Source organism: Pseudomonas sp. PB105 (assembly GCF_009764655.1).
GTDB classification, from domain to species: domain Bacteria; phylum Pseudomonadota; class Gammaproteobacteria; order Pseudomonadales; family Pseudomonadaceae; genus Aquipseudomonas; species Aquipseudomonas cyclaminis.
On record NZ_RWIO01000040.1, the window covers coordinates 23,758 to 48,705 of the forward strand.

24 protein-coding genes are annotated in these 24,948 nt (G+C 60.5%); 16 read left to right on the top strand and 8 right to left on the bottom strand.

Annotated elements, in window-relative coordinates; genetic code table 11:
* Window positions 1-50: 50 nt before the first annotated feature.
* A complete protein-coding gene (locus EJD88_RS09765) occupies window positions 51-479 on the top strand; it encodes a DUF4160 domain-containing protein (RefSeq protein ID WP_112196807.1) in 429 nt (142 codons plus the stop codon).
* Window positions 476-943 (top strand): DUF2442 domain-containing protein, encoded by a 468-nt coding sequence (locus EJD88_RS09770; protein ID WP_099584729.1) that lies wholly within the window; start codon window positions 476-478, stop codon window positions 941-943. The genes EJD88_RS09765 and EJD88_RS09770 overlap by 4 nt, the downstream gene beginning before the upstream one ends.
* On the opposite strand, the gene trmA is transcribed toward EJD88_RS09770, so the two are convergent.
* Together trmA and EJD88_RS09780 are read right to left on the bottom strand one after the other, a co-directional pair.
* A complete protein-coding gene (gene trmA, locus EJD88_RS09775) occupies window positions 926-2,005 on the bottom strand; it encodes a tRNA (uridine(54)-C5)-methyltransferase TrmA (RefSeq protein ID WP_099584730.1) in 1,080 nt (359 codons plus the stop codon). The two genes, EJD88_RS09770 and trmA, sit on opposite strands and share 18 nt — an antisense overlap.
* A complete protein-coding gene (locus EJD88_RS09780; protein ID WP_099584731.1) occupies window positions 2,002-3,297 on the bottom strand; it encodes an NCS2 family permease in 1,296 nt (431 codons plus the stop codon). The genes trmA and EJD88_RS09780 overlap by 4 nt, the downstream gene beginning before the upstream one ends.
* 188 nt (window positions 3,298-3,485) lie before the next feature.
* Between EJD88_RS09780 and EJD88_RS09785 the strand changes: the two genes are divergently transcribed.
* From EJD88_RS09785 to EJD88_RS09800, 4 genes are all read left to right on the top strand, one after another.
* A complete protein-coding gene (locus EJD88_RS09785; RefSeq protein WP_158877898.1) occupies window positions 3,486-3,932 on the top strand; it encodes a DUF4879 domain-containing protein in 447 nt (148 codons plus the stop codon).
* Between the two features lie 96 nt (window positions 3,933-4,028).
* On the top strand, window positions 4,029-4,535 hold the full coding sequence (locus tag EJD88_RS09790; protein WP_112196806.1) for a (2Fe-2S)-binding protein: 507 nt from the start codon (window positions 4,029-4,031) through the stop codon (window positions 4,533-4,535).
* Complete coding sequence (locus EJD88_RS09795) at window positions 4,532-5,521, top strand: xanthine dehydrogenase family protein subunit M (RefSeq protein ID WP_099584734.1); 990 nt, start codon at window positions 4,532-4,534, stop codon at window positions 5,519-5,521. The genes EJD88_RS09790 and EJD88_RS09795 overlap by 4 nt, the downstream gene beginning before the upstream one ends.
* Window positions 5,518-7,701 carry a xanthine dehydrogenase family protein molybdopterin-binding subunit gene (locus EJD88_RS09800; protein ID WP_158877854.1) on the top strand — a complete coding sequence of 728 codons (2,184 nt, stop codon included), beginning with the start codon at window positions 5,518-5,520 and terminating at the stop codon, window positions 7,699-7,701. The genes EJD88_RS09795 and EJD88_RS09800 overlap by 4 nt, the downstream gene beginning before the upstream one ends.
* A 67-nt stretch (window positions 7,702-7,768) precedes the next feature.
* On the opposite strand, the gene EJD88_RS09805 is transcribed toward EJD88_RS09800, so the two are convergent.
* Window positions 7,769-9,016 carry an MFS transporter gene (locus EJD88_RS09805; protein WP_112196804.1) on the bottom strand — a complete coding sequence of 416 codons (1,248 nt, stop codon included), beginning with the start codon at window positions 9,014-9,016 and terminating at the stop codon, window positions 7,769-7,771.
* A 318-nt stretch (window positions 9,017-9,334) separates the two neighbouring features.
* Between EJD88_RS09805 and EJD88_RS09810 the strand changes: the two genes are divergently transcribed.
* From EJD88_RS09810 to EJD88_RS09820, 3 genes are read left to right on the top strand one after another with little or no spacing between them, the layout of a single operon-like run.
* On the top strand, window positions 9,335-10,774 hold the full coding sequence (locus EJD88_RS09810; RefSeq protein WP_099584737.1) for a cytochrome ubiquinol oxidase subunit I: 1,440 nt from the start codon (window positions 9,335-9,337) through the stop codon (window positions 10,772-10,774).
* A gap of 1 nt (window position 10,775) precedes the next feature.
* On the top strand, window positions 10,776-11,783 hold the full coding sequence (gene cydB / locus EJD88_RS09815; RefSeq protein WP_099584738.1) for a cytochrome d ubiquinol oxidase subunit II: 1,008 nt from the start codon (window positions 10,776-10,778) through the stop codon (window positions 11,781-11,783).
* A 12-nt stretch (window positions 11,784-11,795) separates the two neighbouring features.
* Entirely contained in the window at window positions 11,796-11,963 is a 168-nt protein-coding gene (locus EJD88_RS09820; protein ID WP_099584739.1) for a DUF2474 domain-containing protein, read from the top strand.
* An 83-nt stretch (window positions 11,964-12,046) separates the two neighbouring features.
* Here the strand turns inward: EJD88_RS09820 and EJD88_RS09825 are convergent, their stop codons facing one another.
* Both EJD88_RS09825 and EJD88_RS09830 read right to left on the bottom strand, forming a co-directional pair.
* Window positions 12,047-13,171: a methyltransferase gene (locus EJD88_RS09825; RefSeq protein WP_158877855.1), complete on the bottom strand. Its 1,125-nt coding sequence runs from the start codon at window positions 13,169-13,171 to the stop codon at window positions 12,047-12,049.
* 159 nt (window positions 13,172-13,330) lie between these two features.
* Window positions 13,331-14,041 carry a LuxR family transcriptional regulator gene (locus tag EJD88_RS09830; RefSeq protein WP_158877856.1) on the bottom strand — a complete coding sequence of 237 codons (711 nt, stop codon included), beginning with the start codon at window positions 14,039-14,041 and terminating at the stop codon, window positions 13,331-13,333.
* 381 nt (window positions 14,042-14,422) lie between these two features.
* On the opposite strand from EJD88_RS09830, the gene EJD88_RS09835 reads away from it, so the two are divergent.
* Window positions 14,423-15,199, top strand: coding sequence for a ferredoxin--NADP reductase (locus EJD88_RS09835; RefSeq protein WP_158877857.1), 777 nt, complete (start codon window positions 14,423-14,425; stop codon window positions 15,197-15,199).
* A gap of 47 nt (window positions 15,200-15,246) precedes the next feature.
* Here the strand turns inward: EJD88_RS09835 and mscL are convergent, their stop codons facing one another.
* The gene (mscL, locus tag EJD88_RS09840) at window positions 15,247-15,666 is read right to left on the bottom strand and encodes a large-conductance mechanosensitive channel protein MscL (RefSeq protein WP_099584743.1); all 420 of its coding nucleotides are present in this window, start codon (window positions 15,664-15,666) and stop codon (window positions 15,247-15,249) included.
* Window positions 15,667-15,952: 286 nt separating this feature from the next.
* Between mscL and katB the strand changes: the two genes are divergently transcribed.
* Genes katB through radA form a run of 3 tightly spaced genes read left to right on the top strand, consistent with a single transcriptional unit; the run spans window position 15,953 to window position 19,492 of the window.
* Window positions 15,953-17,494, top strand: coding sequence for a catalase KatB (gene katB, locus EJD88_RS09845; protein WP_158877858.1), 1,542 nt, complete (start codon window positions 15,953-15,955; stop codon window positions 17,492-17,494).
* 55 nt (window positions 17,495-17,549) lie between these two features.
* The gene (locus EJD88_RS09850) at window positions 17,550-18,089 is read left to right on the top strand and encodes an ankyrin repeat domain-containing protein (RefSeq protein WP_112196800.1); all 540 of its coding nucleotides are present in this window, start codon (window positions 17,550-17,552) and stop codon (window positions 18,087-18,089) included.
* Window positions 18,090-18,124: 35 nt separating this feature from the next.
* The gene (radA, locus tag EJD88_RS09855) at window positions 18,125-19,492 is read left to right on the top strand and encodes a DNA repair protein RadA (RefSeq protein WP_032884669.1); all 1,368 of its coding nucleotides are present in this window, start codon (window positions 18,125-18,127) and stop codon (window positions 19,490-19,492) included.
* Window positions 19,493-19,522: 30 nt separating this feature from the next.
* Here radA and EJD88_RS09860 read toward each other — a convergent pair whose 3' ends face one another.
* On the bottom strand, window positions 19,523-19,891 hold the full coding sequence (locus EJD88_RS09860; RefSeq protein WP_158877859.1) for a PilZ domain-containing protein: 369 nt from the start codon (window positions 19,889-19,891) through the stop codon (window positions 19,523-19,525).
* Between the two features lie 174 nt (window positions 19,892-20,065).
* Here EJD88_RS09860 and EJD88_RS09865 point away from each other — a divergent pair, with 174 nt between their 5' ends.
* From EJD88_RS09865 to yjiA, 3 genes are all read left to right on the top strand, one after another.
* The gene (locus EJD88_RS09865; protein WP_158877860.1) at window positions 20,066-22,132 is read left to right on the top strand and encodes a carbon starvation CstA family protein; all 2,067 of its coding nucleotides are present in this window, start codon (window positions 20,066-20,068) and stop codon (window positions 22,130-22,132) included.
* A gap of 15 nt (window positions 22,133-22,147) precedes the next feature.
* The gene (locus EJD88_RS09870; RefSeq protein WP_003176208.1) at window positions 22,148-22,345 is read left to right on the top strand and encodes a YbdD/YjiX family protein; all 198 of its coding nucleotides are present in this window, start codon (window positions 22,148-22,150) and stop codon (window positions 22,343-22,345) included.
* A 137-nt stretch (window positions 22,346-22,482) separates the two neighbouring features.
* Complete coding sequence (gene yjiA, locus EJD88_RS09875; RefSeq protein ID WP_112196797.1) at window positions 22,483-23,442, top strand: GTPase; 960 nt, start codon at window positions 22,483-22,485, stop codon at window positions 23,440-23,442.
* A gap of 67 nt (window positions 23,443-23,509) precedes the next feature.
* Here the strand turns inward: yjiA and glyA are convergent, their stop codons facing one another.
* Window positions 23,510-24,763, bottom strand: coding sequence for a serine hydroxymethyltransferase (gene glyA, locus EJD88_RS09880; protein WP_053137906.1), 1,254 nt, complete (start codon window positions 24,761-24,763; stop codon window positions 23,510-23,512).
* Window positions 24,764-24,948: the final 185 nt, after the last annotated feature.

Below are 24,948 nucleotides of genomic sequence, written 5' to 3' on the forward strand. Positions count from 1 at the left end.
CACTGGGAAAACTGTTACCTGACGGAAAATAACCTAACGGATGGGTTACGATGAGAGTAGCGGCTTACAAGGGATATGTAATTTCGGTCTTTCTCAGGGATGAGCATTGCCCGCCTCATGTGCATGTCAGGGGCAAGGGCTGGGATGCACGCTTTCGTTTCAGTTTTCTGAATGGGGATGTGGAGTTGTGGGATGTTGAGCCTGACCGGAGGCGGCCACCCACGGCGGTTCTGAACGAGATACGCGAGGCAATGATGCAGCGGCATTACTTGGCGCGGGCCCGCAGGATGTGGTGGGAAAACCTGCAAACGGTCTGCCTGGAAAATCATTCCTGGGACTGGGACGCGGGTGAAGTGCTTCCTGGGTTGATCATTCGGCCTGGTGTCTATGTCATCGCAAACGCCTGGCATGACGTAATCGAGCAACGGACAATCTTGAATCTGGTAAGAGCACCGGATTGCGTGGGGATCAATTTATGAAAATCATAAAAGCCAAAGTCGTACCTTATGTACCGCTCACCGAAGCTGATGTCGACAAGGCAATCGCCCGTGGGCGCAAGCTCAAGCGTCTGCACGCCAACGCCAGCAATGTGCGTTACGAAGACAACTGCATCTCCATTGGCTTCAGCGACGGCAGTCGCGTCGTGCTGCCTGTGGCTGGTCTGCCGGAGTTCAAGGGATTTTGCTTGGAGGATTTTCAGCAGTTGGAGGTCGGCTTTGGTGGCAAGGCGCTTTGCTGTGAAGCCCGGGATCTGGATGTCTCGATCACTGGCCTGATTGCCACAAGCAAGCCGTTGATGGACTTGGCCACCAGCCTGGTAGCGTCCCGCAACGGTCGCAAAAGCAGTGCTGCCAAATCCGCCGCCGCCCGAGCCAATGGCAAGAAGGGCGGCCGACCGCGCAAGAAAGAACCCGAGGACGTGGAATTACCGCCGGGTCAATAACACCCCGGACTCCATATGGTGCGTCCACGGGAACTGGTCAAACATTGCACATTGGGTGATCCGGTGCGTGTCATGCAGTTGCGCGATATTCGCTGCGAGTGTCTCCGGGTTGCAGGAGATGTACAGGATGTTGTCGAAGCGACGGGTCAGTTCGCAGGTGTCCGGGTCCATGCCGGCGCGGGGCGGGTCGACGAAGACGCTGCCAAATTCGTAGCTCTTCAGATCGATGCCGTGCAGGCGACGGAACGGGCGCACTTCGTTCAGTGCCTGGGTGAGCTCTTCGGCAGAGAGGCGCACCAGGGTGACGTTACCCACCGCGTTTTCATCGAGGTTGCTCAGGGCTGCATTCACCGAGGTCTTGCTGATTTCGGTGGCCAGCACTTTGCGTACGCGGGTGGCCAGCGGCAGGGTGAAGTTGCCGTTGCCGCAGTACAGCTCCAGCAGGTCATCCGGGCGATCGCCCAGTGCTTCGTATGCCCAATTGAGCATCTTCTGGTTCACTGTGCCGTTGGGCTGGGTGAAGGCGCCTTCGGGTTGGCGGTAGCTGAAGGTGCGCCCGCCCACGTCGAGTTTTTCCACCACGTAGTCGTGGCCGATCACATCGCGCTTGCCCTTGGAGCGGCCGATGATGCTCACGTTCAGGTCAGTTGCCAGCTTGTTCGCAGCCGTTTGCCAGTGCTCGTCCAGTGGGCGGTGATAGCACAGCGTGATCATCGCATCGCCGGCCAGAGTGGTGAGGAACTCCACCTGGAACAGCTTGTGGCTCAGGGCGGCACTGGCTTGCCAGGCGGCCTTGAGCTGCGGCATCAACTGGTTGATGCGTTGGCTGGCAATCGGGAATTCTTCGATCAGGATCGGCGTGCGCTTGTCGTCCTGGGAGAACATTGCGTAGTGGCGATCCCCGCCTTCGCGCCACAGGCGGAACTCCGCCCGAAGGCGGAAGTTCTGCAGCGGTGAGTCGAAGACCTGCGGCTCGGGCGCGTCGAACGGCGCCAGCAGGTCACGCAAGCGCGTGACCTTGTCTTGCAGTTGAGCGGTGTAGCTTGCGGCGTCAAAAGTCATGCGTTGAACCAGCCCAGCTTGATCACGAACAGAATCGACAGAATCACCAGCGCTGGGTTCAGCTCACGGTAGCGGCCCGAAAGCAGCTTGATGGCGGTCCAGGCGATGAAGCCGAAGGCGATGCCGTTGGCGATGGAGTATGTGAAGGGCATCGCCAGGGCGGTGATGACCACCGGCGCTGCAACGGTAATGTCATCCCAGTCGATTTCCGCCAGGCCCGAGGTCATCAGTACGGCTACGAACAGCAGCGCCGGCGCGGTGGCGTAGGCCGGAACGCTCGCAGCCAGTGGCGAGAAGAACAAGGCCAGCAGGAACAGGATCGCTACCACGATGGCGGTCAAGCCGGTACGGCCACCGGCGCTCACGCCTGCGGCCGATTCGATGTAGCTGGTGGTGGTCGAGGTACCCAGCAGCGAGCCGGCCATGGCGGCCGTGCTGTCGGCGATCAGGGCGCGGCCCATTTTCGGCATGTGGCCGTCCTTGCCCATCAGGCCGGCGCGCTTGGCGACGCCGATCAGGGTGCCGGAGTTATCGAACAGGTCCACGAACAGGAAGGCGAAGATCACGCTGACCAGGCCGATATCCAGCGCACCTTTGATATCCAGTTGCAGGAATGTCGGGGCCAGGGACGGTGGCATCGAGGTCACGCCAATGAACGGGGTGAAACCCAGCACGATGGAGGCGATGGTGACTGCCAGGATGCCGATCAGCACTGCGCCGCGTACGGCCAGGGCTTCCAGCGCAACAATCAGTACGAAGCCCAGCGTGGCGAGGATCGGTGCCGGTTGTTTCAGGTCACCCAAGCCAACCATGGTCGCCGGGTTGCTCACTACGATGCCGGCGTTGTGCAGCGCGATCAGCGCCAGGAACAGGCCGATACCGGCGGCAATCGCCGAGCGCAGGGGCAGGGGAATGGCGTTGATGATCCACTCGCGGATGCGGAAGATCGACAGCAGGAAGAACAGCACCGCCGAAATAAACACCGCACCCAGCGCCACTTGCCAGGTATGGCCCATGTGCAGCACGACGGTGTAGGTAAAGAAGGCGTTGAGGCCCATGCCCGGCGCAAGCGCAATCGGGTAGTTGGCGATCAGGCCCATGACGGTCGAACCGATGGCGGCCGCCAGGCAGGTTGCGACGAACACCGCGCCCTTGTCCATGCCGGTTTCGCCGAGGATGCTCGGGTTCACGAACAGGATGTAGGCCATGGCCAGGAATGTCGTGATGCCCGCGAGAATCTCGGTGCGCACGTTCGTGTTGTGTGCCTTGAGTTGAAACAGCTTTTCCAGCATGCCTGCTCCCTGTGACGCTATCTTGCGTCGTGATTTGTTGACCTCTAAGTCAAAGCACAAACTGCGCCAAGCGCCTTTGGTTTCAGAGAGGATCGGAAAAAGCGGCGCATCATACCAGCAGCCGAGGCTGTATGGCGCATGGCCTTGAGGCATACTGCGCCGACGTTCAATACCGGGTCATCGACAGCATGAAAAAAGCCACCGCGTGGAGTCTAGCTCTGATCCCTTGTCTCGGCCTGTGGCTGGGCGCGGCACCGGTGTGGGGCGCGACTGCACCGGCCTTGAGCGAAGTGCGCGTATTCAAGGTCGAGTCGGCCAAGTGCACCGAAACCATCCCGGAGCGCACCAGCACCACGCAGATGTGCGCGCACCGTGGGCCAACCAAGGTGTCGGTGATGGAAGTGGGCCTGGGCAACAACCCTGTCGGCCTGTTCAACGGCGCGGTGCTCAATGGCCAGCGCACGCCGGTGTGCCAGGTCGGCAACGTCAGCGAGACCTGCAATGGCGCGGGCACCTTGATGGGCTACATCTATGTATTCGACCTGAATGTCGAGGCCCAAGGCTGGTTCGAATACAGCAACTCCTCGATCAATCCCCCGCGCAATACCCTGAAAACCCTGCTCAATATCCGCTGATCAATCCGCTTGAACGCTCAAAACCCCGGGAAGTCGTACCCCTGAGACGGCGACTTTCCTGAACGCCGCGGATGTACACCAACCCGTGAGGTGTTTATGAGCGCGACCCCCAATGGCGCGGCGGCCCAACCGTTCGTCGCCCACTCCATACGCTTGACCTTGAATGGTCACGATCGCCAACTGGACGTGTTGCCCTGGACTACGTTGCTGGACCTGCTGCGCGAACAACTCGACCTGGTCGGCAGCAAAAAAGGCTGCGACCACGGCCAATGCGGCGCCTGCACGGTGTTGCGCGATGGCAAACGCATTAACGCGTGCCTGACCCTGGCGGTGATGTGCGACGGTGCCGAACTGACCACCATCGAAGGCCTGGCCAACGGCGACCAGTTGCACCCCATGCAGCAAGCCTTCATCAAACACGATGCTTTCCAGTGCGGCTATTGCACCCCCGGCCAGATCTGCTCCGCCGTCGGCCTGGCCAATGAAGGCCGTGCCCACGACACCGCCCAGATCCAGGAGCTGATGAGCGGCAACCTGTGTCGCTGCGGCGCCTATACCCATATTCGCGATGCCATCAAAGACGGCCTGGGAGGTGAGCAATGAACCCCTTCCACTACAGCAAACCGGCCGACGTCCATGAGGCCGTGCACCTGGCCAGCGGCGCATCGCGCTTTATTGCGGGTGGCACCAACCTGCTGGACCTGATGAAAGAAAACATCAGCCGCCCCGAGCACCTGATCGATATCACCGGCCTGCCGCTGCATGAGATTGAAGAAACCGCCGACGGCGGCCTGCTGATCGGCGCGCTGGTGAGCAACGCCGACCTGGCCTGGCACCCGCTGATCGAAGCGCGCTACCCGCTGCTGTCCCAAGCCATTCTCGCAGGCGCTTCGCCGCAGTTGCGCAACATGGCCAGTACCGGTGGCAATCTGCTGCAACGCACCCGTTGCTACTACTTCTACGACGCCACGGTGCCGTGCAATAAACGCGAACCCGGCAGCGGCTGCCCGGCGCGTACCGGCCTGAACCGTATCCACGCCATTCTCGGCGCCAGCGCGCAGTGCGTGGCCACGCATCCGTCGGACATGTGCGTCGCCTTGGCCGCATTGCAAGCGCGGGTGCATGTCGAAGGCCGTGGCGGCGCACGCGTCATCGAGTTCGCGGATTTCCATCGGTTGCCCGGCGATACCCCGCAGCGCGACAACCTGCTGGCTGACGATGAGCTGATCACGGCGATTGAATTGCCCGCCGACCACCTGGCGCGTCACAGCCATTATCTGAAGATTCGCGATCGTGCGTCGTACGCCTTTGCCTTGGTGTCTGTCGCCGCCGCCCTTGAATTGGACGGCGACACCATCGTCGACGCGCGTCTGGCCCTGGGCGGCGTGGCCCACAAACCCTGGCGTGACCGTGCGGTAGAAACCGCGCTGATCGGCCAGGCCGTCAGCCGCGAAACCTTCAGCAACGCCGCCGACGCGCTGCTGCAAGACGCCGAGCCACTGGAACACAACGGCTTCAAAATCAAGCTGGCGCGCCGCGCAATTATCCGTGCGCTCAGCGACGCCGCCGTCGCAGGAGAACAGCCATGACCGCTATCGGAAAACCCCTGGACCGTGTCGACGGTCTGCTCAAGGTCACGGGCCAGGCGCGGTACGCCGGTGAGTTTCCCGAGGAAGGCCTGCTGCATGGCAGCGTGGTGTCCAGCACTATCGCCAAGGGCCGGGTTATCAGCATCGACGCGTCCAAGGCCTTAGCGCTGCCGGGCGTGGTGGACGTGATCCATCACCTCAACCGCCCGAAAATCGCCAGTTACGACGATGCCTTCGCGGATGCTGATGCGGCGGACGGCTCGCCATTTCGCCCGCTGTATAACGACCGCGTGCTCTACAGCGGTCAGCCCTTGGCCTTGGTCATCGCCGATAACCTGGAGTTGGCGCGGCACGCCGGCTCGCTGGTGCACATCGAATACGCGCGCGAGGACTTCGAGACCGATCTGCTCGCCCAGCAGGAACTGGCCCATCCCTCGCCGCAAACCCCGCCCAAGCCTCGCGGCAACTTCCAGGCCGAATGGTCCGGCGCGGCCATCAGCCTCGATCTGCACTACAGCACGCCCATCGAACACCACAACCCGATGGAACCCCACGCCAGCACTGTGCTGTATCAGGCGGATGGCACGCTGCATATCCACGACAAGACCCAGGGGCCGCAGAACTGCCAGGCCTATGTGCAAAAAGTCTTCGGCCTGGATAAAAGCCAGGTGCGTATCTTTGCTGCATTCGTCGGTGGTGCCTTTGGCTCCGGCCTGCGCCCGCAATACCAACTGCCCTTGGCGGTGATGGCTTCCCTGGCGCTCAAGCGCTCGGTGCGGGTTACGCTGACGCGCCAGCAGATGTTCACCTTCGGCTATCGCCCGCGCACTCTGCAACGCTTGCAGATGGGCGCCGCCGCCAATGGCCGCTTGCTGGCGCTGGGGCATACCGCGATTGGCCAGACCTCACGTTTCGAGGACTTCAGTGAACACGTGGTGGAATGGAGCGGCATGCTCTATCACTGCGACAACGTGCAGTTGACCTACAAGTTGGTGCCGCTGGATGTGTTCACGCCCCTGGACATGCGCGCGCCGGGCGCCGCGTTGGGCGTGATCGGCCTGGAATGCGCGATGGATGAACTGGCCTGCGCGCTGGGCATGGACCCGGTGCAATTGCGCTTGATCAACTACGCCGAACGCAATCAGAACGAAGACAAGCCCTGGTCGAGCAAAGCCCTGCGCGAGTGCTATCACGAAGGCGCGGAGCGTTTTGGCTGGAAGCAGCGCAACCCGGAGCCGCGCAGCATGCGCGACGGCCGCCAACTGATCGGCTGGGGCATGGCCGGTGGCGTGTGGGAGGCCATGCAAATGAAGGCCAGTGCCAAGGCGCGCATCGATGCGCAGGGCAAGTTGACGGTCAGCAGTGCCACCACCGACATCGGCACCGGTACCTACACGGTGATGACCCAGATCGCGGCCCAGGCCAGCGGTGTGGCGGTCGAGGATGTGGTTTTTCTGCTCGGCGACTCTTCACTGCCTACCGCGCCGCTGCAGGGCGGCTCGTTTACCGTGTCCTCAGTGGGCACTGCCGTGCAACAAGCCTGCGAAGCGCTGACCGCCAGACTGCTGAGCATCGCCCGCCAGACCTACCCGGTATTCAAGGACGCCGAGTCCGTGCGCTTTGAGGACGGTCACCTGCACACGGGGGACGTAAGTGTGTCGCTGGCGCAGTTGGTCAAGGACAGTAGCGAAGACGCATTGGAGGTTCAGGTCGACAGCGAGCCCGACAAAAAACGCGAGGGTTACGCCACCGCGACCCATTCGGCGGTGTTCGTCGAGGTCCAGGTGGACGAAGACTTGGGCACGATCAAAGTTCGGCGTGTCGTCAGCGCGATTGCCGCCGGGCGTGTGGTCAACCCGAAAATGGCGCGCAGCCAGATCCTCGGTGGGGTGGTGTGGGGGATCGGCATGGCCCTGCATGAAGAAACCCAGATCGACCATCAACTGGGGCGCTACATGAACCACAGCCTGGCCGAATACCACATCCCGGTGAATGCCGATATCGGCGAGATTGACGTGGTGTTCGTCGAAGAACACGACGAGATCGTCAACGCCCTCGGTTCCAAAGGCGTTGGCGAGATCGGCATTGTCGGGGTGGCGGCGGCGGTGGCGAACGCGATTTACCACGCCACCGGCAAGCGAGTTCGGGAGTTTCCGATCACTCTGGACAAGGTGCTCTAAAACACACCGCATAACCCATGTGGGAGGGGGCTTGCCCCTCCCACATTGACCTTATTGCCACATCGGATCATGTGGCGGGCTTGATGCTTTCTTCCACCGGCACATGCATCCGATCCCGATTGGCCAGCGTCGGGAACAGCTTGATCCACACCCCAGTCACCACCAGCGTACCGATCCCGCCCATCACAACGGCAGGCACGGTGCCGAACCAGTGCGCGGTGATCCCTGACTCGAACTCACCCAATTGATTGGATGCGCCGATAAACAACCCGTTGACCGCACTCACCCGCCCGCGCATTTCATCCGGCGTCTCCAACTGCACGAAGGAGGCGCGGATGACCATGCTGATCATGTCCGCCGCGCCCAGCACCACCAGCACCGCCAGGGAAAACCAGAACGAGGTGGACAGGCCGAACGCGATGGTGGCGACGCCGAACACGCCGACGGCGGTGAACATCACGCGGCCAACCTTGCGGTCCACCGAAAAGCGCGCCAGCCACAACGACATCAACAACGCGCCCACCGCCGGTGCCGAACGCAACAGGCCCAGGCCCCATGCGCCGGTCAGCAGGATGTCCTTGGCGAACACCGGCAACAATGCCGTGGCGCCGCCCAGCAGCACGGCGAACAGGTCCAGGGAGATGGCGCCGAGGATGTCCGGGCGGCTGCGGATAAAGCGGATGCCGGCCAGCAGCGAATCCAGGGTGGCCTTGCCTTTGTTCAGCGGGGTCTGGCGGGCGGGCAGGTTGAGGGTCAGCACGCAGGCGATGATGTACAGCACCACCGTGGGCCCATACACCCAGACACTGCCGAACGCATAGAGCAAACCGCCGAGCGCCGGGGCGACGATGGTGGCCAGTTGCTGGGCCGACTGTGAAGACGCCACCGCACGGGGGAATAGCGCGCTGGGCACGATGCTCGGCAGCAGCGCCTGGGTGGTCGGCATTTCAAAGGAACGCGCCGCACCGAGCAGGAAGGCGAGGATAAAAATCATCTCGCGGGTCACGTTGCCGGTCAGGCCACCAATGGCGAGGGACAGGGCAATCAGCGCCTGCACGGTCTGGCAGATCGCCGCGACCTTGCGCCGCTCATAGCGGTCGGCCACGTGCCCGGTGTGCAGCATGAACAGTACGCGCGGCACGAACTCCACCAGCCCGACCAATCCCAGATCCAGCACGTTGCCGGTCAGTTGGTAGAGGTTCCAGCCGATGGCCACGGTGAGCATCTGGAAGCCGCTGGCGGTGAAAATCCGTGCCAGCCAGAACGCGATGAAAGGGCGGTGATGACGCAACAGCAACACGGGTTCACTAGGCATCGGGAATTCGGGTCGAGGCGGGAGGGAGCGTCGAGATTATCATCAAGCTGTAACAAATAGTTGCAAGATCTGGGCTGAGGCAAGCTGTCACGCGGCAAAAGACCACATAACTGGACACAGAAAATGGGACTACTCTTTGAGCAATGCTTGATCCAGATCAAAACCTGCGTGGGGATTGATCTGGCGGCCGCAAGGCCAGAATCCCTACGTGGCTGGTTAAAAAAAGAAACGAATTGAAATTCGCCACACTCCATATCCGTGGGGGCAGTGGGTGCAGGCTCCCGCCAGCAGCCGGTATTACCTGACAGAGGAAGACTTATGTTCGGTTTGGAGGCGCTAGATCTCGCCCGAATTCAATTTGCGTTCACCATCTCATTCCACATCCTGTTCCCGGCGATCACCATCGGCCTGGCCAGTTACCTTGCGGTGCTGGAGGGCTTGTGGCTCAAGACCCACAACGACACCTACCGTGACCTCTATCATTTCTGGTCGAAGATCTTTGCCGTCAACTTCGGCATGGGTGTGGTCTCGGGCCTGGTCATGGCTTATCAGTTCGGTACCAACTGGAGCCGCTTCTCGGACTTCGCCGGTGCTGTCACAGGGCCACTTCTGACATACGAAGTGCTTACGGCCTTCTTCCTCGAAGCCGGTTTCCTTGGCGTGATGCTGTTCGGTTGGAACAAGGTGGGGCGCAAGCTGCACTTCTTCTCCACCGTGATGGTGGCCGTCGGTACGTTGATTTCGACGTTCTGGATCCTCGCGTCCAACAGTTGGATGCAAACGCCCCAGGGTTTTGAAATCATCGACGGCCGCGTGATTCCGACCGACTGGCTGGCGGTGATCTTCAACCCCTCGTTCCCTTACCGCCTGATGCACATGGCCACCGCAGCCTTTGTGGCGACCGCGTTCTTCGTCGGTTCTTCGGCGGCCTGGCACTTACTGCGCGGCAAGGACAACCCGGCGATCCGCAAGATGCTCTCGATGGCCATGTGGATGGCCCTGATTGTCGCGCCTATCCAGGCGGTGATCGGTGACTTCCACGGGCTCAATACCCTGGAGCACCAGCCGGCAAAAATTGCCGCGATTGAGGGCCACTGGGAAAACAAAGGCAATGAGCCAACCCCGCTGATCCTGTTTGGCTGGCCCGACATGAAGGCCGAAAAAACCAAATACGCGGTGGAAATCCCGTACCTGGGCAGCCTGATCCTGACCCACTCGTTGGACAAACAAGTGCCGGCCCTCAAGGAGTTTCCGCCCGAGGACCGCCCCAATTCGACCATCGTGTTCTGGTCATTCCGGGTCATGGTCGGCCTGGGCTTCCTGATGATCTTCACCGGTCTGTTCAGCCTGTGGCTGCGTCGCGGCGACAAGATGTACACGTCCAGGCCGTTCCTGTACCTGGCGCTGTGGATGGGGCCGTCCGGCCTGATCGCGATTCTCGCCGGTTGGTTCACCACCGAAATCGGCCGCCAGCCGTGGGTGGTCTACGGCTTGATGCGCACGGCGGATGCCTCATCCGGGCATAGCCTGGCGCAGATGACGATTACCCTGGTGTTGTTCGTGGTGGTGTACTTCGCGCTGTTCGGCGCCGGGTTGGGCTACATGATGCGCCTGGTGCGCAAAGGGCCTCAGACCCACGAAGGCAGCGAACCGACCCATGGCGGTCCTGGCCAGAAACGCACACCGGCACGTCCGTTGTCGGCCGCCGATGACAGTGGCGATGACGACCACGCCCACATCCAGCACAAGGGGAATTGAGATGGGTATTGATCTTCCGCTGATCTGGGCCGTGATCATCATCTTCGGCATCATGATGTACGTGGTCATGGACGGTTTCGACCTGGGCATCGGCATCCTCTTTCCGTTTATCCCCGGCAAAGTCGACCGTGACGTGATGATGAACACCGTCGCCCCGGTCTGGGACGGTAACGAAACCTGGCTGGTACTCGGCGGCGCGGCGTTGTTCGGTGCGTTTCCGCTGGCCTATTCGGTGGTGTTGTCGGCGCTGTACCTGCCGTTGATCCTGATGCTGATCGGGCTGATCTTCCGTGGCGTGGCCTTCGAGTTCCGCTTCAAGGCCAAGGACCACAAGCGTCACCTGTGGGACAAGGCATTCATCGGCGGCTCGCTGGCGGCGACATTCTTCCAGGGCGTGGCGCTGGGCGCGTTTATCGACGGGATTCCGGTGGTCAATCGCCAGTTTGCCGGCGGCTCATTGGATTGGCTCACGCCCTTCACGATGTTCTGCGGCGTGGCGTTGATCGTTGCTTACGCACTGTTGGGCTGCACCTGGCTGATCATGAAGACCGAAGGCACCTTGCAGGAGAAGATGCACAACCTGGCGCGTCCATTGGCGTTTGTGGTGTTGGCGGTAATTGGCATCGTCAGTATCTGGACGCCGCTGTCGCACCCGGAAATCGCTTCGCGCTGGTTCACCCTGCCAAACCTGTTCTGGTTCCTGCCGGTGCCGATCCTGGTGCTGGTGACCATGTACGGGCTGATCCGCGCCGTGGCGCGTAACGCGCACTACACGCCGTTCCTGCTGACGCTGGTGCTGATCTTCCTCGGCTACAGCGGCCTCGGGATCAGCCTGTGGCCAAATATCATCCCGCCATCCGTGTCGATCTGGGATGCCGCCGCACCGCCGCAGAGCCAGGGCTTCATGCTGGTGGGCACGTTGTTCATCATCCCGTTCATCCTGGGCTACACCTTCTGGAGCTACTACGTGTTCCGCGGCAAGGTCACCCACGAAGACGGTTACCACTAGGAGGGGCGTTGCATGTCCGGCAAACCTACGTTGCACGAGATCGAACAGGCCGAGAAACAGCCGCTGTGGCGGCGCCTGGGGTGGCTGGCGATGATCTGGACGGGCAGTGTGCTGGCCTTGTTCATCGTGGCCAGCCTGATGCGCATGTTCATGAATGCGGCCGGCCTGACCACTCACTGACATCCCGATCCGGGCCTTGCGGCCCGCTGCCTGCTGACTTGAGGGGCAAGCCCTGTTCTTCTTCTGGAAGGGCGGGGCTTTTTTTATTTGCGCGCTTTGAGGATGACGAATTTCGGGGTGGCGGCCACTTGCTCGACGCCTCGGAACAGCCGCGCCAATTTGCTGTGATAACCCAGGTGACGGTTGCCGACGATATACAGCGCGCCGCCCACCACCAGCGCTTCCCGCGCTTGCTGGAACATGCGCCAGGCCAGGAAGTCACCGACCACTTGCTGCTGGTGGAACGGTGGGTTGCACAGCACCACATCCAGGGAATCGGGCTCCTGGCCGGCCAGGCCATCGGCGGCACGCACGGCCACCTTGCGCTCGCCGAGGGCGGCTTGCCAGTTCTCAAGGGCCGATTGCACGGCCATGTACGACTCGTCGACCAAGGTGTATTGCGCGTCGGGGTTTTGCAGCGCGCTGGCAATCGCCAGTACGCCGTTGCCGCAGCCCAGGTCCGCCACGCGTGCACTGCCCAAGCCTTTAGGCAGGTGCGGCAGGAAGGCGCGGGTGCCGATGTCCAGGCCTTCACGGCAGAACACGTTGGCGTGGTTGAGCAATTCGATAGCGGGTGTTTCAAGGTGATAGCGGGTGGGGTAGGGCGAGACCGCCGCAGGACGTTCCTGCGCAGTGGCAATCAGCAGCCGCGCCTTCTTGACCGCGAGGGAGGCCTGCATCGGCCCGATGTAACGCTCCAGCAAATCGCCGGCCGCACGGGGCAGGTGCTTGACCATTGCCCCCGCGATGACCTCGGCGCCCGGAGCGAGTTGGCCTTGCAGGCGAATCAGTTGTTCTTCCAGCAGTGCCAGGGTCTTGGGCACGCGGATCAGGACTCGGTCAAAAGGGCCGGTCGGCAGTTGGTTGGCAGGTACAAAAGTCACTGCATCAAACGCCTTGCCATTGCGCACCAGGTTTTTCTCCAGGCCTTGGGCGGCGAGAAACGAGTCGCCGCTGGAGGTCACCTGCACCTGGCTTTCAAGGCTGGCGGCCAGGGCACCGAAGCTGTCATTGAGCACCAGCACACGCGTCGCGGCGCTCGGCTGTTGTTCGGCCAGGTGGCTGAGCAGGTACTCGTCGGCGGCATCAAAGGCTTGCAGCGGATCGTTGTGTTGTTCTGGCTGGCGGATCAGATCGAGCTGGGCGAAGGGGCTGTCGAGCAGGGGCATGGCGGGGGAGGCTCTGGGTAATCGGTGGGGTTCGGCAGTGATCTGCGCAACCATCTGAGTGAACAGCGGGCGGCACCCTTGGGGGCTGCTCAGCACTCAGAATTGGCCGTAAATGTTACGTTTTTTCCACGGGGATTACATGGGGTGTTTCACGGTCGGTTAAAACAGCCCCGCTTTCGAGGCACAGAGCACGGCGGCGATCTTGTTGTTGACCCCCAGTTTTTTGAAGCAACTGCAGATATGAAAGCCCACCGTACGTTCGGACAGGCACAGGATGGCGGCAATGTCTGCGGCCGTCTTGCCCATGGCAGACCACTTGAGGATTTCGGTTTCGCGCGCGGTCAATTTGCTAGCAAGGTTGAGGCTGGGCCTGTCTGCGTAAGTCCGCGCCACGACTGCATGCATCGCATGGCACAGCCACAGGACCTGGCCGGCTTTTTCGTAGAGTTCTTCCGGAGTGACTTCACCGGTGCTGCGGCCCAGGGTCAGCATGCTGAACACGCCCTGGAAATCATGCACAGCTTGGGTCCAGCCCCGATGCACGCCAAACGATTGGGCTAGAGACCACAAGTTGGGTGAGTCTTTAAAGGTTTTTTCCTCCCAGACAAGCGGTAATACACAGCGTTTGCAATGTGTCACCACGGGATCAATTTCAAAGAAGTGGGCCTGGTTGTACAGCTTGTTCCATTCATCTGGATAGTTATTGATTTGGATGGGCTTCGTTTGGTTGTTTGGTAGCTGTGAACTCATCGTAAAGGAACAGTATTGGAAGCCAAGTGCGTAGGTGTGATTGACGGCCATTTCGAACAGACTGGTGGCCTCGCTCTCGCCTTGCAGCTTGGCAAGTCGTGTGTTGCGCCAGTTAACCATTGGTAACTCTCCATGGATTCTGTGTGACATGGGATACGTCCTGATTCCCAAAACTGCACGGAAGGAAGTGTAGGACAAGAGCTACAGCGCAAGAGGAAATTTTCGCTCTTGCATGACGGCGTTTAAGAAGTTTTCATCCATGGCCTTGAATGAGTCGTTTAACTGATTAGTTGGTTTTTTTCGATTTTTTAGTGAGTTAAAGCGCGTGTGCCAAATCAACTTAGAGTGTGCTTGCAGCCAGGGCAAAGGGCTTAATAGCTAATTGATTAGATAGCCATTAAATTGCCATTACTTGGTCGCCGGGCGATGCCACTACAAACCACCGGTGTTTCCGTGCGCGAGTTTGAGGGACACTAGGGCACCTGTAGAACGGAGCCCCCCATGACGGCCAGCGCTGAGAAATTTACCCGCCAGACCTTACTCGATGTGCAATCGCTGACCCCCAGCCTGTTTACGCTGCGCACCACCCGTGATCCGGGGTTCCGTTTTACGGCAGGTCAGTTCGTGCGCCTGGGCGTGACCAAGGCGGATGGCAGCACGGTATGGCGCGCCTATTCGGTGGTCTCCTCGCCGTTTGATGAGCACCTCGATTTCTTCTCGATTGTCGTCCCCGGCGGCGAGTTCACCAGTGAGCTGAGCCGCCTGCGTGTGGGCGATACCTTGATGGTGGAGCGCCAGGCGACGGGGTTCTTGACCCTGAACCGGTTCGTCGATGGCCGTGACCTGTGGATGTTGGCGACGGGGACTGGGGTCGCGCCGTTTTTGTCGATCCTGCAGGACTTCGAAGTCTGGGAGAAATTTGAGCGGATCGTACTGGTATACAGCGCGCGGGAGGCCAAGGAGCTGGCCTATCAGTCGCTGATCAAGGAGCTGGGTGAGCGCGAGTACCTCGCCGAGTACGCCCACAAACTGACCTACGTTCCCATCGTGACCCGCGAGCATTATTCGGGCGCATTGAGTGGGCGTATTACCACCTCGATTGAAAACGGTGAGCTGGAGAGCGCCGCCGGCGTCGAGCTGAGCCCGGAGCATTCGCGGGTGCTGATTTGCGGCAACCCGCAGATGGTCGACGACACCCGCCAGTTGCTCAAGCTGCGCGACATGCAACTGAGCCTGAGCCGCCGGCCAGGCCAGGTGGCGGTGGAAAACTACTGGTAATAAAAAAGGCGCCTCAAGCAGGCGCCTTTTTTCCAAGCGGGGCCAGGTTAGAGCTGCTTGTTGTCGTTCTGTGCCTTGAGCAGATCGCGGATCTCGCCCAGCAACAGCTCTTCCTTGGTTGGCGTCGGCGGCAGGCTCGGTGCTACGGCCTCTTCGCGCTTGAGGCGGTTGATGGCCTTCACGCCCATGAAGATCGCAAATGCAACGATCACGAAGTCGATTACGCTCTGGATAAACTTGCCGTAGGCCAGGACGACGGCGGGTACATCGCCTTGAGCCGCCTTGAGGGTGATCGCCAGGTCGCCAAAATCCACACCACCGATCAACAGGCCAATGGGCGGCATCACCACATCGCCTACAAACGAGGAAACAATTTTGCCGAAAGCGGCGCCGATGATAATACCGACGGCCATGTCGACCACATTACCTTTGACCGCGAAGGCCTTGAACTCACTGATCACGCCCATAGGTTATTCCTTGTTACAGATTAGAAGGGTGGAGCTGAGTGTAAGTCAGTCGTAGTGGGCTTGCGCGACACAACTACTAACACTGTCTGTTTTAATCGACACATTAAAACGCAAATAGTTTGCAAAGTGCCATCAATCGCGCGCGAAATACTCGCTGTTTCAGCGGCTTACCACATTAATTTCTTAATCGCCCTGGTGGGGTTTTTCTATTTATCTTCTGACTCCCGGGTCACTAGCCTCTGGCAAGCACAACTGAATGTGCATAAAAAAACCAGAGGAAACCTTGATGAAAATTTCGATGAGCCGCAGGCCAGTGCTGGCGCGACACGCGCTGGTGCTGGCGACTGCCAGCCTGCTTTCCCTGTCGGTGCAGGCCGCCAACCTGACCCGCGATAACGGCGCTGCCGTCGGTGACAACCAGAACTCGCAAACCGCTGGCGCCAATGGCCCGGTGCTGCTGCAAGATGTACAGCTGATCCAGAAGCTGCAGCGCTTCGACCGTGAACGCATCCCCGAGCGCGTGGTGCATGCCCGTGGCACAGGTGCCCACGGTACCTTCACCGTAACCGACAACCTCAGCGACCTGACCAAGGCCAAAGTCTTCGCCGCGGGTGAAGCCACCCCGGTATTTGTGCGCTTCTCGGCCGTGGTTCACGGCAACCACTCCCCGGAAACCCTGCGTGACCCCCGCGGTTTCGCCACCAAGTTCTACACCGCTGACGGTAACTGGGACCTGGTGGGCAATAACTTCCCCACGTTCTTCATCCGTGATGCCATCAAGTTCCCGGACATGGTGCACGCGTTCAAGCCGGACCCGCGCACCAACCTGGATGACGACTCCCGTCGCTTTGACTTCTTCTCCCATGTTCCAGAGGCCACGCGCACGCTGACCGAGTTGTACTCGGACTCCGGCACGCCAGCCAGTTACCGGGAAATGGACGGTAATGGCGTACATGCCTACAAGTTGATCAACGCCAAGGGCGAAGTGCACTACGTCAAGTTCCACTGGAAGAGCCTGCAAGGCATCAAGAACCTTGATCCCAAGCAAGTCACCGAAGTGCAGGGGCGTGATTACAGTCATATGACTAACGACTTGGTCACCCATATCAACAAGGGCGACTTCCCCAAGTGGGACCTGTATGTGCAGGTGCTCAAGCCCGAAGACTTGGCCAAGTTTGATTTCGACCCATTGGACGCCACCAAAATCTGGCCGAACGTGGCCGAGCGCAAAGTCGGGCAAATGGTGCTGAACCGCAATCCGGCGAACGTGTTCCAGGAGACCGAGCAAGTGGCCATGGCCCCGGCCAACCTGGTGCCGGGCATCGAACCGTCGGAAGACCGCCTGCTGCAAGGCCGGGTGTTCTCCTACGCCGATACCCAGATGTACCGCCTGGGCGCCAATGCGTTGCAACTGCCGATCAATGCCCCACGGGTCACCGTCAACAACGGTAACCAGGATGGCGCGATGAACTTCGGCAAGAGCACCAGCGGCGTGAACTACCAGCCAAGCCGCCTGATGCCACGGGAAGAGCCGCAAACCGCGCGCTACAGCCAGTCGGCGCTGGTGGGCAGCACCCAGCAGGCGAAGATCCAGCGTGAGCAGAACTTCAAGCAGGCCGGTGATCTGTATCGCTCCTACACCAAGAAAGAGCAGCAGGACTTGATCGACAACTTCGGCGGCTCCCTGGCCACTACCGATGACGAGAGCAAGCACATCATCCTGTCGTTCCTCTACAAAGCGGACCCGGCGTACGGCACGGGCGTGGCCAAGGTCGCCAAGGGTGACCTGACCCGCGTGAAGGCGCTGGCTGAAAAACTGACTGACTGACGTTGGTAACGGTCGACGCGCTGGTTGGGGCGTCGACCCTTGGCAGGAGAATCCCATGCGTATTTCTATCGGTTTACTGATGGCCATGCTGGCCTTTGTTGCCCATGCCGAATCCCCCGAGCCGGCAGCCCTCAAGGCCCAGTTGCAGGATTATTACTTCGACGCCGCCCGCCGTGGCGACCTCGATATGCTCAACACCTTTATCGACTCCGGCTACAGCCTCAACACCCAGGACGACAAGGGCTACACCGCGCTGATTCTCGCCGCCTACCACGGCCAGGGCCCGTTTGTGGCGCGCTTGCTCGATGCGGGTGCCGACGCCTGTGTGCAGGACAAACGTGGCAACACCGCGCTGATGGGCGCGATCTTCAAGGGCGAGCTGAAAATCGCCCAGCGCCTGCTGGCCACCGACTGCAACCCCGACCAACGCAACGGCGCCGGGCAGACGGCCGCCATGTATGCCGGCCTGTTCAAGCGCGTCGAGTTGCTGGATGAGTTGAAAGCCAAAGGCGCGGACCTCAACGCCGAAGACCCGATCGGCAACAGTGCGTCGCGATTGGCCAGCGGTGAAATCCGGACCCCGGCGCCGCGCTGAGCTATCATCGCGGTTTTTCGGTTGGAGGTTCTCAAATGGCAAAGGCCAAGCGCATGTACGGCTGCACCGAGTGCGGCGCGACCTTTCCCAAGTGGGCCGGCCAGTGCGGCGAATGCGGTGCGTGGAACACCCTGACTGAAACCATGATCGAGAGCGGCGGTGCTGCGGCGCCCACTGGTCGTGCGGGCTGGACCGGGCAGCAGGCACAGATCAAGACCCTGGCCGAAGTCAGTGTCGAAGAAATTCCGCGTTTCTCTACTGCCTCGGGCGAGCTGGACCGGGTGCTCGGCGGCGGCCTGGTGGACGGCTCGGTGGTGCTGATCGGCGGCGACCCCGGCATCGGCAAATCCACCATCCTGCTGCAAACCCTGTGCAGCATCGCCAGCCGCATGCCGGCGCTGTACGTCACCGGCGAAGAATCCCAGCAACAAGTGGCCATGCGCGCCCGGCGCCTTGGCTTGCCCCAGGATCAGTTGCGGGTCATGACCGAGACTTGCATCGAAAGCATCATCGCCACGGCCCGTATCGAAAAGCCCAAGGTGATGGTGATCGACTCGATCCAGACGATTTTCACCGAGCAACTGCAATCGGCGCCGGGCGGCGTGTCCCAGGTGCGCGAGAGCGCGGCGCTGCTGGTGCGGTATGCCAAGCAGAGCGGCACGGCGATTTTCCTGGTCGGCCACGTGACCAAAGAGGGGGCACTGGCGGGGCCGCGTGTGTTGGAGCATATGGTCGACACCGTGCTGTATTTCGAGGGCGAATCCGATGGCCGCCTGCGCTTGCTGCGAGCGGTGAAAAACCGGTTTGGCGCGGTGAATGAACTGGGTGTGTTCGCCATGACGGACCGGGGATTGAAAGAAGTCTCCAACCCATCGGCGATTTTTCTGACGCGCGCCCAGGAAGAAGTTCCTGGCAGCGTGGTGATGGCAACGTGGGAAGGCACTCGGCCAATGCTGGTGGAAGTCCAGGCGTTGGTGGATGACAGCCATCTGGCCAACCCGCGCCGGGTCACGCTGGGACTGGATCAGAACCGCCTGGCGATGTTGCTGGCGGTATTGCACCGCCATGGTGGCATTCCGACCCACGACCAGGACGTGTTCCTCAACGTAGTGGGCGGGGTCAAGGTGCTGGAGACTGCATCCGACCTGGCGTTGATGGCGGCGGTGATGTCCAGCCTGCGCAACCGGCCATTGCCTCACGACCTGTTGGTGTTTGGTGAAGTCGGCCTGTCTGGTGAAGTGCGCCCGGTGCCGAGCGGCCAGGAGCGCTTGAAGGAAGCGGCCAAGCATGGCTTCAAGCGCGCCATCGTGCCCAAGGGCAATGCGCCGAAGGAAATGCCGCCGGGGTTGCAGGTGATTGGGGTGACGCGCCTGGAACAGGCGTTGGATGCCTTGTTCGAGTAATCACCAACACTGCAAAACCAAGGTGGACTGTCAGGTCTCCAGCAACGCGGCCAGCTCCCGATCCAATTCTTCCTGATCGCCTAGGTTCAACTCGATCAGCCGCCGCAAGTGGCTGATCGAATCCAGGTCTATGTGTTTGCATACGAAGCCCAACTGACCATGCTCTTCGTGGGTAAGGCGTACCTGCATCTTTATATGGGCATTTGGGTCCAGCCGTATGTCGACGTCGAACGGCAGCGCCTTGTTCCCTTTCCAGTCTTCGGGGCGCTGCACCAGCAGCCCCTTGAGCGATAAATCCACCAATTTCACTGGCCATTCGTTGCCGTTTTGCCGAAGTTCGGTCTTGGCATCAAAAACAATCCGGCGAAAACGACGGCGGTCAGACGCTTGCTCGGTCATGGTGAAACCCTCTGTGGATAAAAGGATTGTAGCCCTGCGCCATCATCGGGCCTTTTTTTCTGCTTTTTTCGTCGCTGCAAGGCTCTAGACCAACGTAGGGGGGTGGCCTTTAAGGCCAACAGCGCTAAACTCCGAATGGCTGTCCTTTCTGTCCACCCTGGCTGGAATATAAAAATGAAAAATAATAATAGCCTGCTACGCCACTTACCCTGGCTGGTGCTGGCAATCGTAGGAGCGTGCGCCCTTGGCGTAGTGGCCTTGCGCCGCGGCGAGGCGATCAACGCCTTGTGGATTGTGGTCGCGGCTGTGGCCATCTACCTGGTTGCTTATCGCTACTACAGCCTGTTCATCGCTAATAACGTGATGCAACTCGATCCACGGCGGGCCACCCCCGCAGTGGTCAACAACGATGGTCTGGACTATGTGCCGACCAACAAACACATCCTTTTCGGTCACCACTTTGCGGCCATTGCCGGCGCGGGCCCTTTGGTCGGTCCAGTATTGGCTGCGCAAATGGGCTACCTGCCCGGCACGCTCTGGCTGATTGCCGGCGTGGTGCTGGCCGGTGCGGTGCAGGACTTCATGGTGCTGTTCCTGTCGACCCGTCGCAACGGCCGTTCCCTGGGGGACATGGTTCGCGAAGAGATGGGCCGTATTCCGGGGACCATCGCGCTGTTTGGCTGCTTCCTGATCATGATCATCATCCTTGCGGTGCTGGCGCTGATCGTGGTCAAGGCCCTGGCCGAGAGCCCATGGGGCATCTTCACCGTAATGGCGACCATCCCGATCGCGATGTTCATGGGCATCTACATGCGCTACATCCGCCCGGGCCGCATCGGCGAAATCTCGATCATCGGCGTGCTGTTGCTGCTGGGCTCGATCTGGCTGGGCGGGCAGATTGCTGCTGATCCGGTCTGGGCCAAGGCCTTCACCTTCACCGGGATCCAGATCACCTGGATGCTGATCGGCTATGGCTTCGTTGCCGCAGTCCTGCCGGTGTGGCTGATCCTGGCGCCGCGCGACTACCTGTCTACGTTCCTGAAAATCGGCACCATCATTGCCCTGGCAATCGGCATCCTGGTCACCATGCCAGACCTGAAAATGCCGGCGCTGACCCAGTTCATCGATGGCACCGGTCCGGTGTGGAAGGGCGGTCTGTTCCCGTTCCTGTTCATCACCATCGCCTGTGGCGCGGTTTCGGGTTTCCACGCGCTGATCTCCTCGGGCACCACGCCCAAGTTGTTGGCCAATGAAAGCCACGCCCGTTACATCGGTTACGGCGGCATGTTGATGGAATCGTTCGTGGCGATCATGGCCATGGTTGCTGCTTCGGTGATTGAGCCTGGCGTGTACTTCGCCATGAACAGCCCGGCAGCGATCGTCGGCACTGACGTGGTGACCGTCGCGCAAACCGTCAGCAGTTGGGGTTTTGCAATTACCCCTGAAGCGCTGTCGGCCGTGGCCCATGACATCGGTGAAACCACCATCCTGGCGCGTGCCGGCGGTGCACCGACGCTCGCGGTGGGTATCGCGCAGATCCTGCACAGTGTGTTGCCGGGTGAAAACACCATGGCGTTCTGGTACCACTTTGCAATCCTGTTCGAAGCGCTGTTCATCCTGACGGCGGTAGACGCCGGTACCCGTGCCGGTCGCTTCATGCTCCAGGATTTGCTCGGATCCTTCGTGCCGGCGCTCAAACGTACCGAATCCTGGACCGCCAACCTGATCGCGACCGCCGGTTGCGTGGCGATGTGGGGTTACCTGTTGTACCAGGGCGTGATCGACCCACTGGGCGGTATCAACACCTTGTGGCCGCTGTTCGGTATCTCCAACCAGATGCTGGCGGGTATCGCGCTGATGCTGGCGACAGTCGTGCTGATCAAAATGAAACGCCAACGCTACATCTGGGTGACCATGCTGCCGGCTGTCTGGCTGCTGATCTGCACCACCACGGCGGGCTTCATCAAGCTGTTCGACGCCAACCCGGCGATTGGCTTCCTGGCGCTGGCCAAGAAATACAGTGATGCCCTGGCCAACGGCCAGATCCTGGCCCCGGCCAAGAGCATCGACCAGATGCAACACGTGATCTACAACGCCTACACCAACGCAACGCTGACGGTGTTGTTCCTGTTCGTGGTGTTCAGCATCCTGTTCTACGCGCTCAAGGTCGGTGTCGCCGCCTGGGGCAACAAAGAACGTACGGATAAAGAAGCCCCGTTCCAGGCTGTACCGGACGCATGATCGAGGATTGCAACCATGTTCAATGACATCAGTCGCCTCGGTAAATACCTCGGTCAGGCCGCGCGCCTGATGGTCGGCATGCCCGACTACGACACTTACGTCGAGCATATGCAAACCAAGCACCCGGACAAACCGATGATGGACTACAAGGCGTTCTTCCGAGAACGCCAGGAAGCACGTTACGGTGGCAAGGGTGGGCCCAAGTGCTGTTGATTTAATGTAACTCCCCTGTGGGAGGGGGCTTGCTCCCGATAGCGGTGTATCAGTGACACATCAGTGCCTGACACTCTGCTATCGGGGGCAAGCCCCCTCCCACATTTGTTTCAGTGTTTCTTCAAGGAGAATTTCTTTTGTCCTCTCCCATTCCAGTGACCGTCCTCAGCGGCTTCCTCGGCGCCGGCAAGACCACCTTGCTGCGCCATCTGCTCAAAGCCGAACACGGCCTGAAAATTGCCGTGATCGAAAACGAATTCAGTGACGCCGGTATCGACACCCAGCTTTTGGGCGAAGAGCCGGTGCAAGTCATGACCCTGTCCAACGGCTGTGTGTGCTGCACCATCCACACCGACCTGACCAAAGCCCTCTACCTGCTGCTGGAACGCCTGGACAGCGGCGAGATCGCCTTCGACCGCCTGGTGATCGAGTGCACCGGCCTGGCTGATCCGGCGCCGGTGGCCCAGACCTTCTTCATTGATGAAGAACTGCGCGAGCGCTACATCCTCGACGGCATCATCACCTTGGTGGACGCGGCCCACGCCGAGCATCACCTGACCCAGACCATCGCCCAGGCCCAGATCGGTTTTGCCGACCGCCTGCTGGTGAGCAAACGTGATCTGGTGGACGACGCCACCTTTGATGCCCTCAGCGAACGCCTCACCCGCATCAACCGCCGAGCGCCGATTCGCGTGGTGGAACACGGCAAGATCGACCTGGCGCAATTGCTCGACGTGCGCGGTTTCAACCTCAACGCCGGCATGAGCCTGCGCCCAGTGAGCAAGGCGCCGTCCATCGACCGCATCTCCAGCCTGGTGCTGCGCACCGACCAGCCACTGGACATCGACCGCCTCAGCGAGTTTATGAATGAGCTGTTGGAAGACCATGGCAAGCAACTGCTGCGCTACAAGGGCGTGCTGAACATCGCCGGGGAAGACCGGCGCATGGTGTTTCAGGGCGTGCTGAAGCTCTACGGCTTCGATTGGGACACCGAGTGGGCCGAAGGCGAGGCGCGGGAAAGTGTGATTGTGTTTATTGCCGATGACCTGCCGGAGGACAAGATCCGCGAAGGTTTTGCTCGGATCTACCATCTGTGACCTGAAATGAGATCAGGCATAAAAAAGCCCGGCTCAAGAGCCGGGCTTCTTATTCAAGCAACTGCAATCAAGCGCCGTATACCGGCAGCTTCTTGCAGATGGCCTTGACCTTCTCACGGACCGCGTCGATCACGGCTTCGTTGTTCAGGTCGGCCAGGATGTCGCAGATCCAGCCAGCCAGTTCCTTGCACTCTGCTTCTTTAAAGCCACGAGTGGTCACAGCCGGGGTGCCGAAGCGCAGGCCCGAGGTGACGAACGGCGAACGTGGGTCGTTCGGTACGGAGTTTTTGTTCACGGTAATGAAGGCTTTGCCCAAGGCAGCGTCAGCATCTTTACCGGAAATGTCCTGCTTGATCAGCGACAGCAGGAACAGGTGGTTTTCAGTACCGCCGGACACTACATCAAAGCCGCGCTCGATAAACACGCTGGCCATGGTCTGGGCGTTCTTGACCACTTGTTGCTGGTAGGTCTTGAACTCAGGCTGCAGCGCTTCCTTGAAGCAGATCGCTTTGGCGGCGATCACGTGCTCCAGCGGGCCACCCTGGGCGCCTGGGAAAACGGCGGAGTTCAGCTTCTTCTCGATCTCGGCGTTGGCGCGAGCCAGGATCAGGCCGCCACGTGGACCGCGCAGGGTCTTGTGGGTGGTGGTGGTGACCACGTCAGCGAAGGGAACCGGGTTCGGGTAGACACCAGCGGCGACCAGGCCAGCCACGTGAGCCATGTCCACGAACAGGTAAGCGCCCACTTTGTCGGCGATGGCGCGGAAACGTGGGAAGTCCAGGATCTGCGAGTAGGCAGAGAAACCGGCCACGATCATTTTTGGCTTGTGTTCAACCGCCAGGCGCTCGACTTCATCGTAGTCGATCAGGCCGTTGGCATCGATACCGTATTGAACGGCGTTGTACAGCTTGCCGGAGGAGGAAACGCTGGCGCCGTGGGTCAGGTGACCGCCGTGGGCCAGGCTCATGCCCAGGATGGTGTCGCCGCCTTGCAGCAGGGCCAGGTACACGGCGCTGTTGGCTTGGGAACCGGCGTGCGGCTGGACGTTGGCGTAATCGGCGCCGAACAGCTCTTTTGCACGGTCGATGGCCAACTGCTCAACCACGTCGACGTACTCGCAACCGCCGTAGTAACGCTTGCCTGGGTAGCCTTCGGCGTACTTGTTGGTCAGAACCGAACCTTGAGCCTCCATGACCGCAGGGCTGGTGTAGTTTTCCGAAGCGATCAGCTCAATGTGCTCTTCCTGGCGCACGGCTTCTTGCTCCATGGCGGCGAAGAGATCGGCGTCGTACTTGGCAATGGTCAAATCACGGCTGAACATGGCGGTCCTCAAGGATCGGGGGCAGAAAAGGAGGGCATTCTAACCCAATGGGTTTTAGATGGCATATGAAAGGACATCATGTCGCGGACAAGCGGGATTCACTTGGGCATGAGTGGTGGCTTTGGAGGCCTCATCGGGGGCAAGCCCCCTCCCACATTTTGATCTGTGAACACATTCAAGTGTGG

Coding starts and splice junctions, on each gene's coding strand:
- katB (WP_158877858.1), top strand. CDS start 15,953: ATGAAAATTTCGATGAGCCGCAGGCCAGTGCTGGCGCGACACGCGCTG.
- EJD88_RS09800 (WP_158877854.1), top strand. CDS start 5,518: ATGACCGCTATCGGAAAACCCCTGGACCGTGTCGACGGTCTGCTCAAG.
- EJD88_RS09865 (WP_158877860.1), top strand. CDS start 20,066: ATGAAAAATAATAATAGCCTGCTACGCCACTTACCCTGGCTGGTGCTG.
- EJD88_RS09825 (WP_158877855.1), bottom strand. CDS start 13,171: ATGCCCCTGCTCGACAGCCCCTTCGCCCAGCTCGATCTGATCCGCCAG.
- EJD88_RS09870 (WP_003176208.1), top strand. CDS start 22,148: ATGTTCAATGACATCAGTCGCCTCGGTAAATACCTCGGTCAGGCCGCG.
- EJD88_RS09820 (WP_099584739.1), top strand. CDS start 11,796: ATGTCCGGCAAACCTACGTTGCACGAGATCGAACAGGCCGAGAAACAG.
- mscL (WP_099584743.1), bottom strand. CDS start 15,666: ATGGGCGTGATCAGTGAGTTCAAGGCCTTCGCGGTCAAAGGTAATGTG.
- EJD88_RS09780 (WP_099584731.1), bottom strand. CDS start 3,297: ATGCTGGAAAAGCTGTTTCAACTCAAGGCACACAACACGAACGTGCGC.
- EJD88_RS09790 (WP_112196806.1), top strand. CDS start 4,029: ATGAGCGCGACCCCCAATGGCGCGGCGGCCCAACCGTTCGTCGCCCAC.
- EJD88_RS09810 (WP_099584737.1), top strand. CDS start 9,335: ATGTTCGGTTTGGAGGCGCTAGATCTCGCCCGAATTCAATTTGCGTTC.
- EJD88_RS09795 (WP_099584734.1), top strand. CDS start 4,532: ATGAACCCCTTCCACTACAGCAAACCGGCCGACGTCCATGAGGCCGTG.
- EJD88_RS09830 (WP_158877856.1), bottom strand. CDS start 14,041: ATGGTTAACTGGCGCAACACACGACTTGCCAAGCTGCAAGGCGAGAGC.
- glyA (WP_053137906.1), bottom strand. CDS start 24,763: ATGTTCAGCCGTGATTTGACCATTGCCAAGTACGACGCCGATCTCTTC.
- trmA (WP_099584730.1), bottom strand. CDS start 2,005: ATGACTTTTGACGCCGCAAGCTACACCGCTCAACTGCAAGACAAGGTC.
- EJD88_RS09805 (WP_112196804.1), bottom strand. CDS start 9,016: ATGCCTAGTGAACCCGTGTTGCTGTTGCGTCATCACCGCCCTTTCATC.
- cydB (WP_099584738.1), top strand. CDS start 10,776: ATGGGTATTGATCTTCCGCTGATCTGGGCCGTGATCATCATCTTCGGC.
- EJD88_RS09765 (WP_112196807.1), top strand. CDS start 51: ATGAGAGTAGCGGCTTACAAGGGATATGTAATTTCGGTCTTTCTCAGG.
- EJD88_RS09835 (WP_158877857.1), top strand. CDS start 14,423: ATGACGGCCAGCGCTGAGAAATTTACCCGCCAGACCTTACTCGATGTG.
- EJD88_RS09850 (WP_112196800.1), top strand. CDS start 17,550: ATGCGTATTTCTATCGGTTTACTGATGGCCATGCTGGCCTTTGTTGCC.
- EJD88_RS09860 (WP_158877859.1), bottom strand. CDS start 19,891: ATGACCGAGCAAGCGTCTGACCGCCGTCGTTTTCGCCGGATTGTTTTT.
- radA (WP_032884669.1), top strand. CDS start 18,125: ATGGCAAAGGCCAAGCGCATGTACGGCTGCACCGAGTGCGGCGCGACC.
- EJD88_RS09770 (WP_099584729.1), top strand. CDS start 476: ATGAAAATCATAAAAGCCAAAGTCGTACCTTATGTACCGCTCACCGAA.
- EJD88_RS09785 (WP_158877898.1), top strand. CDS start 3,486: ATGAAAAAAGCCACCGCGTGGAGTCTAGCTCTGATCCCTTGTCTCGGC.